Origin of the sequence: Moraxella sp. CTOTU47579 (assembly GCF_032004885.1) — a bacterium.
Taxonomy (GTDB): domain Bacteria; phylum Pseudomonadota; class Gammaproteobacteria; order Pseudomonadales; family Moraxellaceae; genus Faucicola; species Faucicola tetraodonis.
Genome location: NZ_DALZOJ010000003.1, coordinates 46621 through 61925 on the forward strand (window position 1 = coordinate 46621; position 15305 = coordinate 61925).

A 15305-nucleotide genomic window follows, 5' to 3' on the forward strand; every position below is an offset into this window, starting at 1 on the left:
ATGAATGCCACAATCAGCTATGCCGATGTGATTAATAGCATTGCCCAAACTACTGCACAGCTTACGCTTGCAGCGCAAAGCGCTTTTGTGCAAAATCTACTGCGTCAATTCGTTCAAAATCTACCAGCCGATTGGCTTGACAATGAACTCGACAGTGAAAAACCCTACTATCAAGCCCTGTTTGACGCCATAAATACTCAGACTTGGCAACCCGATAGCATCGAACAGGCGCTAAATGCGCTCGATGACATCATGTTTGCTATGGGCGATAGCTATCCACACAGCACCAGTGACGCGATTTTGCTGATGCTTGATATGCTTGGGTTTTATCTATCTCTGACAGCCATGGAAGAGAAATCCGCAGTGAGTGATGGTTGGGTGATTTTAACTGCGGAAGGCTATTTGGATTATTACGACCAACTGGCAGAAGATAGTAGCGAAAACACAGATGATGTTGCCCATAGTTTTGATGATTGGCTGGCACATCCACTCACACAAACTGCCTTCAATCATGTCACCCATGCCCTAGAACTTGCCAAAAGAACTTGCCAAAAATAGCTCGCGCTGAATATATAAAGGTTAACAAAATAATGGATAACAGAGACATAACCACCCAAGAAAAATTGACAATTGATTTAACCAAAGATTATTTGCCAGCGACGGCTACTGACAGCGCGACCCATCCAAGCACTGATATCGCTACGCAGCCAACCAATCATCCGTTAGCCCAAGCTGAACAAAACCCCTATCCAAGCCGCAAAATCAGCATTGGCGAAAATGAAGCGTTAAAATTGGCGATCGTGGGTCATACCAATACCGGTAAAACTTCGCTACTACGCACCCTGTTGCGTGATATGTACTTTGGCGAAGTCAAAAATGCGCCTGCCACTACCCGTCATGTGGAAAAAGCCATGATCAATGACAGCCAAACGGGTCAAGGCTTGGTGGCACTGTATGACACGCCCGGTCTAGAAGATGCATCAGGGCTACTTGATTGGTTAGAAGACAACACCGCTGCCCGCCGTGACGGTGTGGAGCGGTTACAGCAATTTTTGGCAAGTGCACCTGCGCAAGACGAGTTTAGCCAAGAAGCCAAGGTCATTCGTCAGCTGATTGCCAGTGATATGGCTGTCTATGTGATTGATGCGCGGGAGCCTGTGCTCGGCAAATATAAAGATGAGTTGACGGTGCTGTCATGGTCAGCCATCCCCGTCATGCCCGTATTTAACTTTACTAAGGGTCAAGATAGCAATATCAATGAGTGGCAGCAGATGCTCGCGCGCCGCAACTTACATGTTTCCACGCGGTTTGACTCAGTGGCGTTTGAATTTGATGATGAAATCAAACTGTGGCAAAACTTAGAAACCATGCTAATACAACCTGAAATTATCAAACAGCTGATTGAGCGTCGTAAAGCCGATTGGGATAATTTGTACGATGATGCCAATATTATCATTGCGCATTTTTTATTAAACGTTGCCGCCTTTGTTGAAACCATTCACGAGGAGGATGATCCGCTGCCTACCTTACAAAAAATGCAAGAAAAAGTACGCCAAGCTGAACGCAGTATGCAAGACGAACTATTAAACCTGTATAAATTTTATGACAATACCGTCACCACCACACCGCTTGAGCTGACTGAATATCGCCGCGATCCGTTTGATAAAGACGTACTAGCCAGTTATGGGATTCGTACCACAGGCGGTGCGGCGGCAGGCGCGCTGATTGGACTGGGTATTGATGTCGCCACCCTTGGCACGTCACTGGGACTGGGTACGGCGCTCGGTGGTTTGGCAGGTGGCTTACTGTCAAATACCAGCGCGATTGCCGACAAAATCAGTGGCGTCAAACGGCTGCACATAGACCCTGCTACCCTGACCTTACTGGCGACTCGAGCGATGGACCTACTGACTGCGCTACGCCATCGTGGTCATGCGGCGACTGATAGCATCATGGCGAACCAATCGCTCGCGCCTTGGTCAGTTGATAGATTGCCAAGTTTGCTCAAAAAAGCGCGTGGTAAGCCCGAATGGTCATCGCTCAACACAGATAGACAAGCCACTGTATCTGCCAAGCAGTCGCATGAGCTGCGCGATGAGGCAGCTTGGCAACTATCACGTCAATTAAGACGCTGATTTATTAGGGTAAAAACATGGTAAAGAATCTGGCTGAAAACTATCTAGCCTTGTTAAGGTTATTATTTGCTAAGCCCACTATAAGAATTTATTAAGTTAATTTTGTTATGTTTACCTTTTCATCTATCTTTTTTAATCTATGTCAATTTTTTGTTTTTGAGGGCAAGACCATGTATTCAGCACATCATGAACCGCATTTTAGTAATCGCAACAACTGGCTACGCGCAACCGTGCTCGGCGCCAACGATGGTTTAATTTCCACCGCTAGTCTATTAATGGGGGTTGCGGCAGCGCAAGTGGACAGTCACACCTTGCTGTTGACAGGGGTGGCATCGCTGATTGCTGGCGCAATTAGTATGGCAGCGGGCGAATATGTCTCCGTCTCTTCGCAAGCGGATACCGAAAAAGCCGACTTGGCAAAAGAAGCCTATGAACTTGAGCACAATTCAGACCGCGAGCTAAAAGAACTGACGCATATTTATGTTCAGCGCGGTTTAACGCCTGCTATGGCACATGATGTTGCGGTAGCACTCACTGCTCACAATGCCCTAGAAGCGCACGCACGCGATGAAATTGGACTTACCGATACCGCATCCGCTAATCCACTACAGGCAGCCGTGGCATCGGCTTTATCCTTTATCACAGGGGCGCTGCTACCGGTGCTATGTATTTGGCTGTTACCAAAACAATATTTGGTCGGCGGTTTGGGCACAGTGACCTTGATAGGATTAGCATTTTTGGGCTGGTTATCGGCGTATTTGGGGGGTGCCAAAATTTTCCCTGCCATTGTGCGGGTGGTCATTTGGGGCGTTATCGCGTTGGTTACTACTAACCTTATCGGTGAAATGTTTGGGGTAAAAACAGGTTAGTCAATCACTTTTTATCGCATTATTTATCGCCAATTTTTAGGATTACCATTTGCAAAACCAATTTTTTCTTATAAGATAAGGAAACTGTAATAATTCAGCAAGTTTATAGAAACTATTATTGGGTGATAGGTTATCGTTTCTATAAATTAAACAGTTGGCAAATAGTCAAAAATCCTATGGGATTTTAGCTTTCTACGGTAGTGGGAGATAAGGTAATGCAAGATTTTGTCAATGCGATTAATGATTGGGTATGGAGTCCCGCATTAATCTATCTATGTTTATTGGTTGGTTTATATTTTTCAATTCGTGGTCGTTTTTTACAAGTGCGCCATTTTGGTCGCATGATTCGATTGCTGATGGATGGCAAAAGCAGCGAACAAGGTGTGTCTTCATTCCAAGCACTCGCTATGTCACTCGCAGGTCGTGTGGGTACAGGCAATATTGCCGGTGTCGCAACAGCGATTACGTTTGGTGGTCCTGGTGCATTATTCTGGATGTGGATGGTAGCGTTCTTGGGTGCCAGTACCGCATTCGTTGAATCAACGCTTGCGCAGATTTATAAAGAACGTGATGATAAAGGCTTCTTTATCGGTGGTCCAGCCTATTATTTTGAAAAAGCACTAGGGCAAAAATGGTACGCCGTGTTATTTGCGATATCGGCAATCGCCGCTTGTGGTTTATTGTTACCCGGTGTACAGGCCAATTCGATTGCTGAAGCGATGAACAATTCACTGGGTGTCGCACCTAGTATTTCAGCCGCGGTAATTGCGGCATTACTTGGCTTTATCATCTTTGGTGGTGTCAAGCGTATTGCCTCCTCTGCTGAGTTGATTGTACCTTTTATGGCACTTGCCTATATCATCGTGGCGATTGTTATTATCATCATGCATATCGGTCAATTACCTGATGTGCTAGCGTTAATTTTCCGCTCTGCGTTTGGTATGGATTCGACGTTTGGTGCTGTGTTGGGTCTTGCCATCCAATGGGGTGTGAAACGTGGCGTTTACTCAAATGAAGCAGGTCAAGGTACAGGTCCTCACCCATCGGCAGCCGCTGAGGTGTCACACCCAGCCAAACAAGGCTTAGTACAAGCGTTTTCAGTGTATGTTGATACGCTATTTGTTTGTTCGGCGACAGGTTTCATGCTAATCATTACTGGTATGTACAATGTACAAGACCCCGCCAACAAAGAAGCCTTCTTGTATCAAGGGGTTAAAGGCGTTGCCGCAGGTCCAGGTTACGTGCAAACTGCGATGGAAAACATCATGCCAGGTTTTGGCGCAGTGTTTGTGGCGGTTGCGCTATTCTTCTTTGCCTTCACTACCATAATGGCTTACTACTATATTGCAGAAACCAATATCCGTTATCTCACTCGTACCGTAAAACTAAATTGGGCAATCCCTGTACTCAAAGTAGTGATTTTATTTGTGGTAATTTATAGCTGCTTAAAAACCGCCGACTTGGCATGGGCACTGGGTGACTTGGGCGTTGGTTTGATGGCATGGCTAAATATCATTGGTATCTTATTCTTGCAAAAACCTGCATTTGCCGCACTGCGCGATTATGAAGCACAGGTCAAACAAGGCAAAGATCCTATCTATGATGCGCGCGCCAATGGCGTACACAATGCGCCAGTTTGGGATGAAATTTCAGCCAAGTACCGTAAAAAATTCGGTGAACATCCCAACCATGATCGCTTTGCACCCTAATTTTAATATGTGACTGCTTTAATGCTTTCACTTAATAACCGTTAAAAAAAATAAGCCCCATTGATTGGGGTTTATTGTTGTGATGAATGATTATCTTTTGATTGGGATTTTAATTAACCCAAAAAACGCAATCAGTAAGGCGATGACTTGTACAGCCAGCAGTGTATAGACTGTATATAGCCATTTGCCTTGTGCATATGCCAGACCACACGCCCACGCCCCGATACTACCACCGATATAATACGCCATATAATATAAACCTGATGCCAGCGACCGCCCTTCTTTGACATTGACCGCGATATAAGTGATGGTCGCCGATTGGGTAATAAATACCCCCGTTGACATCACAGCAAGCGCCACAATCACCAAAGAGATAGGCGCAGCCAGTGTCATCAGCACGCCTATCATCGAAATCAACACGGCCACGCGCACCATACGCGCAGCGCCATATTTGGCAATTAAACTACTTGCAATCGGTGTGACCACCACCCCAATCAAATACACCGCAAAAATGTTAGCAAGCCCAGCACTCGATAGATTGTAGGGTGTATCTGCCAAGTGCAAATTAACATAGGTAAAACAGCCCACTAATGAAAACAATACACACGCGCCAAGCAGTCCTGCGGTCACCACATAACGGTTGCGCAGATGTTTACTTAGCATGTGCAGCGCCGATGTAAAATTTGGGTTGGCATGAAAATGACGCGAGCGCGGTAATAACCAAGCCACCAAACCAGCGCCTAGCACCGTCAACACACCCATGAACACAAAGCCTTTTTCCCAGCCGATAAGCTCTTCTAAATGCCCCAAGATAAAGCGCCCTAAAAATCCCCCAAATACGGTACCTGAGACATAGTAGGACATCATTTTTGCCATCTCTTTGCCGGCGTACTCTTCCCCGACATAGGCAATCGTCACCACTGTAATGCCAGGTACCGCCAACCCTTGCATAAATCGCCAAATAACGATACTAGAGAGTGAGTCAGATAGCCCAATCATCATCGTGGGTATTGCCATAAAGGCAATGGATGCCACAATGATATTTTTACGACCCACGGCATCAGACAACATCCCCATAAAAGGTGACATGATGGCAATGGCAATCACTGTCGCCCCAACTGTCATGCCCACTTGCGTTTCGGTCGCTGAGAACGCTTGCATCATAATCGGCAAAATCGCTTGAATCGAATAGACCTGCAAAAATGCAAACGCGCCAATCATGCCAATCATGATTTTGACTATCAATGAAGGTGGCATTGTCGGTGGTTTGGCATTCAGTTGTTGAGAAGGCGGTTGATTTTGCGGTTGGCTATTGGATAGATTGCGGCTAGTTAGGTTACTGGATATTAGTGCGTGAGTATTAGTATCAGTGTCAGTGGAATGATTGGAAGAATCCAAATGCCCAGTGGCATGTTGTGGTTGAGAAGTCATAGGTGACCTTTTTACAAAGTAGTGCCCGTGAAAGAAATGCCTATACTAGCACTAAAGCAGGCTATTTATTGTTAAAAGAAGTTTAACCTTAAGCTGTAATTTTCAAGCCAATCACGTGAATTGAGGGGTATTGGAATGCCCTTCAATGCCAAATTTGGCACCCTAGAGCATCATATTTTTAACACATGGCTGTTTGCTAAAACATCCGTATTTTTCAAAACATAACTACCCAGCCATGACGAAATTGCAGTAATATTTAGCACATTGTGGAAGTTAACCTTAAAATCAATAGGATTGAATTATGCCAAAGAATTTAAAACAGCCAATGCCCGCTGCCATGCAAGCGTATTTGACACAGCTGCATCAAGTGATTGTGCCGTATCTGTTAGCGCAAGGCGTTCAGCCCAATGCCATCAACGCACGTGAGGCGTTAGCCAATTTGACAACCGCATTTGTCACTGACGCACCCAATATGGCAAAAATCATCGATACGGTGCTGGTGACGCCAAGCAATTTTCGTGGTTATAACGTACCGCTTAGGCTATTTGTACCGAGCAACTGCCCCCTGCCAAATGAACAAGCAACGGCTGACGTGCCGGTAATGGTGTATTTTCATGGCGGTGGTGGCATGGCAGGTAGCGTCACCGTGTATGATAAACTCTATAAAAAATTGGCCGAAGCGACAGGCTGCGTGGTAGTAGCGCCCGAATATCGCCTTGCACCAGAAAACCGCTACCCTGCCGCGATTGATGATGCCCACTCGATTTTAACGTATTTAACAGCGACCCTACAGCAAGTCGGTTATGCCTGTAACGGCAAGCTTATCATAGCGGGTGATAGCGGTGGCGGTGCGATTACTGCCAGCTTGGTGCAAGATTGGCTTGCCAACCGTGTGAGCACAGACTTGGCTATCACCCATCAAATTTTGATTTATGCCAGTCTAGATTACACCATGTCACAGCCTTCGATTGAGGAAAATGGCACGGGTTATTTACTAGAATCTAGCAAAATCCGCTGGTATTTTGACAATTATTTTTCAGCGTATGATGACCGTGAGCTGAGCTCACCGTTTTGGACCGATATGGCCACCCTACTACATCATTCGCCGTATCAAGCCCCAAAGACACTGCACGTAACGGCTGGTTATTGTCCGCTGCGTGATGAAGATATCGGCTATCATGACGTACTAAAAGACGCAGGCGCGCCATCCCAACTCGTCCATTTTGCGGATATGCCGCACGCATTTTTGAATATGGAAAATCTGTGCCCTGAGCAATGCCAACAACTGTATCAATCCGTTGGCGAATTCTGCCAATAACCAAACGCCCCAAACACCTACACAGCCGGATAAAATTTGCCCAGTCTGATGACAAGCCAAAATAATCTAGCCAATAAAAAAGCACCCAATTAGGTGCTTTTTTTTACTGCTTATAACTTATAGCGGTTTGCCTGTGCTATTGCGGCGGCTACGTTTTGGCGCATCCCAACCATCTTGTTTACCAGCCGGTTTAGCGGATGGCTTGCTTGATGAAGCATAACGGTCAGACGATGACTTAAATCCTTCCGATCTTGATGATTTACCGGCAAATGGTTTGTCTGATTTTCTGAAACCCTCAGATTTAAACCCATTTGAGCGTGAATCGCCCGCACGTTGACCATCTTTTGCCGGATATGGTCTGTCGCTACGTTTTTTAAGCGGTTGACCAAAGGTTTCTTCTACGATTGGACGTGGCTTGCGAGCGCGGTCATCGCCACGAAACTCGCTAGAGCGTTCGGTTTTTTTGGCAAAAGGTTTGTCACCAAAACGGTCATTTTTTTCAAAGCGGTTAGGACGCTCGCCATGACGCTCACTGCTGTTACGGTCAGTGTTGTAACGTGGTTTATCACCTTGATAGCCTTTAAAGCCATCTTTGTTAAAGCTACGGTTATCATCGCGGCGACGATCTGCATACTCACCTTGGCGAGGCTCACGATTGCCTTGGCGTGAATCACGGTCAAAATTTGGTTTATCCGATGATTTAGCGGCGCGGTGAAAATCGCCCTGACTGTTGCCATGACGGTTATCTGAATCGCGGTGACGAGGCGGCGCACTCGCATCATCACGCCCAAAACGACTATCGCTGTTGCCTTGGTGACCTTTGTCAAAACGCTCGCGTTTTTCAAAACGTGCCGAACTATCGTTGCTCGCTGATTTGCCATAGCGTTCTTGGTTGTCAAAACGTGGCTTGTCCGCAAAACGACGCTCGCTCGAAGGTCTATCGCTTGAACCAGCAAAACGTTGTGAGCGACCGCCACGGCTATCACTGCCGCTGCGACCACGACCGCGACCATCACGACCATTAGGCTTACCACGACCTTCAAATTTTTCCACAAAACGCGGTTCTAAACCTTCAACTTGCGCTTCATTGATATCACGTTTTAGGTAACGGGCAATATTGCCAAATTGACGACGGTCATCGCGGCTACATAGGTTGATAGCAATACCAGTACGACCAGCACGACCTGAGCGACCGATACGATGCACATAGTCTTCCACTTGGCGCGGTAAATCATAGTTAAATACATGGGTAATATTAGGTAAATCAAGACCACGTGCTGCCACGTCTGTTGCTACCACGATGTCAAATTTGCCACTCCGTAAATCTGAAACGATACGATTACGCTTGCTTTGTGGCAAGTCACCATGCAGATAACAGGCTTTGTGTTCCCATTGTTGTAGGCGCTCAGCGACTTCTTCACTGCTGCGTTTGGTCGCGGTAAAGATAATCGCTTGACCACGCTCTGGGTCACAGATCAGCTGCTCTAATAATTTATTTTTGTGGTCAAAGTTGTCACAGAAGTACACTTTTTCATCGATGTGTGCGGTTTCAACTTTGATGTTGATACGCTCTGGGTCTTTGGTAAAGCTTTCAGCGATTTTACCGACTGGACCATCCCATGTCGCAGATGACATGATGGTTTGGCGATGCGGGGGTGTGGCTTCCAAAATCGCATTGATATCATCGGCAAAACCCATGTCTAGCATACGGTCTGCTTCATCAAGTACCAACATAGTCAAATCAGATAGGTTCACACGCTGCGCATTGATATGATCTAGCAAACGACCCGGCGTCGCCACGATGATTTGTACGCCTTTTTTCAGCGCACGGATTTGACCACTGTATGCCGCACCACCCACAAGTGGCACACTGTATAAATCTTTCATGGCTGAGCCATATTTGCGGATGCTGTCTTGTACTTGGTTAGCCAGCTCACGCGTCGGTGTCAAAATCAACGCTTGTACGACTTTTGGCTGTTGGCGACCACGTTTGCCACTTGCGGTTTTTTCTGCCGCTTTTTCTTTGGCTTGTAGTTCGCTTAGTTGATGCAAAATTGGTAATACAAACGCGGCAGTTTTACCACTACCTGTTTGTGCGGATAATAGCAAATCACGACCCGCTAATGCCGCAGGAATCGCGCGCGCTTGGATAGGTGTTGGTGTGGTATAACCCGTTGCGACAATACTTTTTAATAATGAGCCTGAAAGACCCAATGCGGCAAACCCATTTTCGCTAGGGTTAGCATCATCAGACGTTGGCGCATCCGTTGCTACAATATCAGTCGCTACAACATCCGTTGTCGCAGTTGCTTCTGTATCATTAACTGGGGTATTGTCAGTAGGCTCATTGCTGTTGGCTTGGCTATTGCTATTGCTATTGCTATTGCTATTGCTATTGCTATTGCTAAAAAAATTATCGATTGAGTTATCAGCAAAATCTGTGGGTAAATTAAAATCAGTCATGTAAGTCCTTAAAAAATAAGTTAATCAAAGTGTCGGTGGTAACCTTGATTGAAAACACGCAACAAGCAAAAGCCCTCAAGCTGAATGCACTTTCAAAATGGATAAGCAAAATGAATAGGCAAAATTATCAGCTATCATTAATCACAAATATCGTGTTAATCGCTTTAAAGCATTGTAATCGTGTCTGTAAGACTTATTTTCACTATAAAAATAGTGACAAAACCTACTGTCAGACTTATCAAAACTTTTGAAACAGTAAAACCATCAAAAAGTTCGTATCGCGGCATTCACAAGAATGCTTAAAAAAATACAATGCTAAATATTAGGTTATCATCGGAAGATTATCAGCGCTTACAATGGCGCGCTTGATATTAGGCAGATGGATAAGCTAGATTAATTGGAAAATTGACGTTGCTCTTAGCGTTTAGGTAGCGTATATGAGTCATTATTGGTCAGTTTTCTTTCGCAATTAAAAAACTTACCAAGTGAAATAGGCATCAAAAACACCTACTTAAAAAAGTGATAACCCCACTAGCACATCTTCGGCACACTGGCTGGCTGCTACCGTTGCTACCTTCCGGTCCTGGCGGGGTTCACAGCAGCTAGTTGCGAAGCTACCAATGGGGTTACCGAAGCGGTATTCTAGAGAATTTGGCGACCAAATGCAAACTCTTTTTATCATATACACCAAATTTTTGTATTTATTTCACTTTTACGCACGCTAACCCATCACCAAGCAACATTCGGGTAAATTTTTGTCGAACTTCTTACCCTTTTTCTACAATTCTTCCACTGCAAATGTTACAAAATATTTTATAATGCCCATTCAGCAACATATTGAATAAGCTAATACAGTATTTTAATCAGCAACAGATTCATGCCAACCCATATAAAGAAGTACTAGAAAAAACTAGGAAAAAAACAATAGGAAACACTATGACACATTTAAGCACCGCGACTACCAACCATCCCAATCATAAAGCGCATGGCAATCATACAATCACCAAAGGTATTGCAGCCAGCTTGCTTGCTATGGCGACGCTATTACCTTTTACCAGTGTTTCAGCCGCTACCTACCCTGTAAACCCATCCCCTGCGAACTCATCAATGACCAATACTTTAAACTATGGCTTGCTTAACTTTGCTGCCTCAGCGAGTAAAAAAGTCAGCAATGACCAAATCAATGCTACCCTTAGCAAAACTGTGCAAAACAAATCAAGCAGTGAGGTGGCTAATCAAATCGCTACTACATTGAACCAAGCGGTTGCCATTGCCAAAAAATACCCACAAGTGCAAGTCAGTACGGGCAACCAAACCACCTATCCACAATATGATAAAAACCAAAAAATCATTGGTTGGACGGGGACTGCAAGCTTGAATTTAAAGAGCACCGACACAGTCGCCGCTAGCAAATTGATTGCCGAATTGCAAAGTTTTATGACGGTTGATGGATTAGACTTTAGCGTGTCTGATGCCGCGCGCAAAGCCACCGAGCAAGAATTGATGATGGAAGCTTCCAAAAACTTCCAGCGCCAAGCGCAAACGCTGCTGCCTGTGTGGGGCGCGAAAGGCTATCAGTTAGTCTCGTTGGAGTTTAGTCAAGGGGGCGATTATCGTGCACCGCGTGCGTATGGCAGTGTAATGATGCTAGAAGCCGCCAGTGCCAAAGTCGCTGACCAAAACTTCCAAGCGGGCGATAGCACCATTACGGTTACTGCCAATGGTACCGTACAACTGGTAAAATAAGCCGATTTTAACCACAAAAAAACCTGTTGAATCAACAGGTTTTTTTGTTTGTCTTTTACTCACTAAGCAATACTTAGTAAGAAATTTCTGCACGGCGGTTTTTTGCCCATGCTGATTCGTCATGACCGGGATCGGCAGGTTGGTCTTCACCATAGCTGATGGCTTCCATACGTGAAGCTGATACCCCTGACGTAGCTAAATAGGCTTGTGCGGCTTGGGCACGGCGCTCACCCAATGCCAGATTGTATTCACGGCTGCCACGCTCATCGGTGTGACCAGCAATAGCGATACGGGCACTTGGGTTGGCTTGTAAGAATTGCGCTTGTTGATTTAACACAGCTTGACCTTGAGCGTCGATTTCACTGCTATCAAAGCCGAAATACACGGTATTTGGGTTAGCACCCGCGGCAGTGATGACTGACGTCGAGTTTGTTACCACAGCGCCACCGTTATAGTAGCCTACACCACCGGGAACGCCCATCGGCGCAACCACCACTTCAGACGTGCCAGTACGTTTGGCAGAACACCCTGTTAAGGCGATGGTTGCCATCATCGCAGCAGCGCTTACTACTTTTAGTATCGTTAATTTCATAGTCTTTCCTCAAAAATTATTATTTAACGCGTTTACCTATTTTGTTTGTTACTTTTCGATAGAGTAAATCAATCTCGCGCTTTTTGTAAACAGTATTACTGTAAATTTAGCCAACTTTTCCTCGAAATTCTCAAAGTAGTTTAATTTTTGGATTAAACGAATAGCTGAAGAAATCACCTTTTATAAGATAAGTGATAAAAAAACAAACTGTCTAAAGTTGTGTCTACAACCGCTACCAACGAAATTTATTCCATAATTCAGGGTTTGCCCAAAACTTGCTATTAAACCAATCTGGCAAATGTTTATAGTCAAACAGATTAAATTGCCATACTTGGTAGCTGGTTGCATGGTGATCTTGGTCATTTTCCACAATCGGCTGCTCATGTAATCGGCTAAAGCCAAAGCTCACCATATCCACACCTGTTTTTGGTTGGGATAAGTTTTGCACCACCAAACAATGCTTGGCAAACAAGTCGCGACAGCGCTGAATGATTTGGGTATCGATAGCGCTATCGTTTGATAAAATTATCACTGCCAAGTCATAGCGTTTGGCAAACCGATGCGCGATAAACTCTTGATAATCAAACGCTTCCCAACTCACGGCTTGATCAATAGCTTCATCAATGGCTTGAATTTGGCTAAAAACCGACTGCGTGTCATTACCAATAATCAATCCAGTGAAGGGTTGATTTGCTGCTGCGGCATTTTTATCTTCGCTTGAATCGTGTTTGCTCAAATCATGTTTGCTTAGGCTATCTTTACTTAAAAATGCCAGACTTTGTTGGATGACATCCGTGATGCTTAAGGTGGGATTGGTCAAAATAACATCCTTTTGATGAGTTTTTTTTAGCTACTGTTGAGAGATACGGTTGAATGATAGCCGTGATATAGCCATGATAAGGGTGGCTAATATGCCATTCTTTAAAACCAATTATAACTATCTATCATGAGCCATGACTAGCCCTTTTGGTCGAGACAGAGTACACTAAGTGCTAAATTTATCACTTGTATTGACTGTTAGAAATAAGGAACAACCATGCCACAATATCGCTCAAAAACTTCCACGTCTGGCCGCAATATGGCGGGTGCACGCGCACTTTGGCGTGCAACAGGTATGACAGATGAGGACTTTAACAAACCGATTATCGCGATTGCTAACTCGTTTACCCAGTTTGTACCCGGGCACGTACACCTAAAAGACTTGGGTCAGTTGGTTGCCCGCGAGATTGAAGCGGCAGGTGGTGTTGCCAAAGAATTTAACACCATTGCGGTGGATGATGGTATCGCCATGGGTCACTTGGGTATGCTCTATAGCTTGCCAAGCCGTGATTTAATTGCCGATAGCGTGGAGTATATGGTCAATGCCCACTGCGCCGATGCGCTAGTTTGTATCTCAAACTGTGACAAAATCACCCCTGGTATGCTGATGGCAGCGATGCGCCTCAATATCCCAACGATTTTTGTGTCGGGCGGTCCAATGGAAGCGGGCAAAGTATTGGCATCCACGTTGGGCGATGGGCATACCACCCATGAAACCGTGATGAATGAATTGGGTGAAAAAATTCGCAAACTTGACCTAGTCGACGCCATGATTGATGCGGCAGATGACTTGATTAGTGACGAAGATGTGGCACAAACTGAGCGCTCTGCTTGCCCAACTTGTGGCTCATGCTCAGGCATGTTCACTGCCAACTCGATGAACTGTTTGACCGAAGCCTTAGGCTTATCCCTGCCTGGTAATGGCTCGTTACTTGCCACTCACGCCAAACGTAAAGATTTATTCTTAGAAGCAGGTCGTCGTATCGTAACACTTGCCAAACGTTATTATGAGCAAGATAACGCCAGCGTATTGCCACGCTCAATTGCGACCAAAGCGGCATTTGAAAACGCCATGAGCCTTGATATCGCCATGGGCGGCTCAACCAACACAATTCTACATTTGCTTGCCGCTGCCCATGAAGCCCAAGTAGATTTTAAAATGGCGGATATTGACCGTCTAAGCCGCCGTGTGCCTTGTCTATCGAAAGTTGCTCCGGCAACACAAAAATATCATATGGAAGACGTGCACCGTGCTGGGGGTGTGATGGCAATTTTAGCCGAGCTTGATCGCGCAAACCTACTGCAAACCGATGTTCCCACCGTTCATAGTGCGTCACTCAAAGCAGCGCTTAGCCAATGGGATATCATGAATCCTGATAATACCGAGGCACGTGAGCGTTATATTGCAGCCCCAGGTGGGGTACGCACCACGCAAGCCTTTAGCCAAAACAATGCGTGGTCCAATCTTGATGTCAACCGCGAATCTGGCTGTATCCGTAGCAAAGAATTTGCCTACTCGCAAGACGGTGGTTTGGCGGTATTGTTTGGTAATATTGCTGAACGTGGCTGTGTCGTCAAAACAGCGGGCGTGGATGACAGCATCCTAAAATTTACCGGTCGTGCCCGTGTTTTTGAGAGCCAAGATGACGCCGTTGCAGCGATTTTAGCAGACCAAATTGTCGCAGGTGATGTCGTTGTGATTCGCTATGAAGGTCCGAAAGGCGGTCCTGGTATGCAAGAAATGTTGTATCCGACCTCTTACCTAAAATCAAAAGGTCTAGGTAAAGCCTGTGCGCTACTTACCGATGGTCGTTTTTCAGGGGGTACGTCGGGTTTATCCATCGGTCACGTCAGCCCAGAAGCCGCTGAAGGCGGTACCATCGGTTTGGTCAATGAAGGCGATACCATCGAGATTGATATCCCTAATCGCTCGATTCATTTGGCGGTTGATTTTGCCGAACTTGAAAAACGCCGAGAAGCGATGGTGAACCGTGGCAACCAAGCTTGGAAACCTGTCAATCGTGAGCGCCAAGTGTCAGCCGCCTTGCGGGCGTATGCAGCGATGACTACTAGCGCGGATACAGGTGCGGTACGTGATGTCAGTCAAGTAGAGCGGTAATTTTTTACTCCAAACTACATTGCTATAAAAAATTGGCAAAAAAGAATTATCAAAAAAGACCGATGGTATCTATCGGTCTTTTTTTTATCCCCATGAAAAACGTT

At 45.5% G+C, this 15305-nt stretch carries 10 protein-coding genes, 1 other RNA gene and 1 pseudogene; 7 read left to right on the top strand and 5 right to left on the bottom strand.

The genetic code is table 11. The features are described 5' to 3' along the window. The 4 genes from RTP55_RS02770 to RTP55_RS02785 all read left to right on the top strand — a co-directional run bounded on the left by RTP55_RS02770 (nt 1) and on the right by RTP55_RS02785 (nt 4713). Complete coding sequence (locus RTP55_RS02770) at nt 1–558, top strand: hypothetical protein (RefSeq protein ID WP_312384047.1); 558 nt, start codon at nt 1–3, stop codon at nt 556–558. Between the two features lie 32 nt (nt 559–590). Then, nucleotides 591–2135: a DUF3482 domain-containing protein gene (locus tag RTP55_RS02775; protein WP_312384048.1), complete on the top strand. Its 1545-nt coding sequence runs from the start codon at nt 591–593 to the stop codon at nt 2133–2135. Nucleotides 2136–2305: 170 nt separating this feature from the next. Continuing rightward, complete coding sequence (locus RTP55_RS02780; protein WP_050325135.1) at nt 2306–3004, top strand: VIT1/CCC1 transporter family protein; 699 nt, start codon at nt 2306–2308, stop codon at nt 3002–3004. Between the two features lie 215 nt (nt 3005–3219). Further along, nucleotides 3220–4713: an alanine/glycine:cation symporter family protein gene (locus tag RTP55_RS02785; protein ID WP_312384049.1), complete on the top strand. Its 1494-nt coding sequence runs from the start codon at nt 3220–3222 to the stop codon at nt 4711–4713. Between the two features lie 90 nt (nt 4714–4803). On the opposite strand, the gene RTP55_RS02790 is transcribed toward RTP55_RS02785, so the two are convergent. Beyond that, nucleotides 4804–5970 (bottom strand): MFS transporter, encoded by a 1167-nt coding sequence (locus RTP55_RS02790; RefSeq protein WP_312384276.1) that lies wholly within the window; start codon nt 5968–5970, stop codon nt 4804–4806. Nucleotides 5971–6445: 475 nt separating this feature from the next. On the opposite strand from RTP55_RS02790, the gene RTP55_RS02795 reads away from it, so the two are divergent. Next, nucleotides 6446–7462: an alpha/beta hydrolase gene (locus tag RTP55_RS02795; protein WP_312384050.1), complete on the top strand. Its 1017-nt coding sequence runs from the start codon at nt 6446–6448 to the stop codon at nt 7460–7462. Between the two features lie 807 nt (nt 7463–8269). Here the strand turns inward: RTP55_RS02795 and RTP55_RS02800 are convergent. Both RTP55_RS02800 and ffs read right to left on the bottom strand, forming a co-directional pair. Beyond that, nucleotides 8270–9739: pseudogene (locus RTP55_RS02800) on the bottom strand (DEAD/DEAH box helicase); the annotation flags it as partial. A gap of 712 nt (nt 9740–10451) precedes the next feature. Then, an RNA gene (ffs, locus tag RTP55_RS02805) (signal recognition particle sRNA small type) lies at nt 10452–10548 on the bottom strand. A gap of 313 nt (nt 10549–10861) precedes the next feature. Here ffs and RTP55_RS02810 point away from each other — a divergent pair. Further along, nucleotides 10862–11671: an SIMPL domain-containing protein gene (locus RTP55_RS02810; RefSeq protein WP_312384051.1), complete on the top strand. Its 810-nt coding sequence runs from the start codon at nt 10862–10864 to the stop codon at nt 11669–11671. Between the two features lie 73 nt (nt 11672–11744). Here the strand turns inward: RTP55_RS02810 and pal are convergent, their stop codons facing one another. Both pal and RTP55_RS02820 read right to left on the bottom strand, forming a co-directional pair. After that, on the bottom strand, nt 11745–12263 hold the full coding sequence (pal, locus tag RTP55_RS02815; protein WP_312384053.1) for a peptidoglycan-associated lipoprotein Pal: 519 nt from the start codon (nt 12261–12263) through the stop codon (nt 11745–11747). A gap of 232 nt (nt 12264–12495) precedes the next feature. After that, a complete protein-coding gene (locus RTP55_RS02820; RefSeq protein ID WP_312384054.1) occupies nt 12496–13083 on the bottom strand; it encodes a DUF6231 family protein in 588 nt (195 codons plus the stop codon). A gap of 216 nt (nt 13084–13299) precedes the next feature. Between RTP55_RS02820 and ilvD the strand changes: the two genes are divergently transcribed. After that, a complete protein-coding gene (gene ilvD / locus RTP55_RS02825) occupies nt 13300–15201 on the top strand; it encodes a dihydroxy-acid dehydratase (protein ID WP_312384056.1) in 1902 nt (633 codons plus the stop codon). Nucleotides 15202–15305: the final 104 nt, after the last annotated feature.

Coding starts and splice junctions, on each gene's coding strand:
- RTP55_RS02770 (WP_312384047.1), top strand. CDS start 1: ATGAATGCCACAATCAGCTATGCCGATGTGATTAATAGCATTGCCCAA.
- RTP55_RS02775 (WP_312384048.1), top strand. CDS start 591: ATGGATAACAGAGACATAACCACCCAAGAAAAATTGACAATTGATTTA.
- RTP55_RS02780 (WP_050325135.1), top strand. CDS start 2,306: ATGTATTCAGCACATCATGAACCGCATTTTAGTAATCGCAACAACTGG.
- RTP55_RS02785 (WP_312384049.1), top strand. CDS start 3,220: ATGCAAGATTTTGTCAATGCGATTAATGATTGGGTATGGAGTCCCGCA.
- RTP55_RS02790 (WP_312384276.1), bottom strand. CDS start 5,970: ATGCCACCTTCATTGATAGTCAAAATCATGATTGGCATGATTGGCGCG.
- RTP55_RS02795 (WP_312384050.1), top strand. CDS start 6,446: ATGCCAAAGAATTTAAAACAGCCAATGCCCGCTGCCATGCAAGCGTAT.
- RTP55_RS02810 (WP_312384051.1), top strand. CDS start 10,862: ATGACACATTTAAGCACCGCGACTACCAACCATCCCAATCATAAAGCG.
- pal (WP_312384053.1), bottom strand. CDS start 12,263: ATGAAATTAACGATACTAAAAGTAGTAAGCGCTGCTGCGATGATGGCA.
- ilvD (WP_312384056.1), top strand. CDS start 13,300: ATGCCACAATATCGCTCAAAAACTTCCACGTCTGGCCGCAATATGGCG.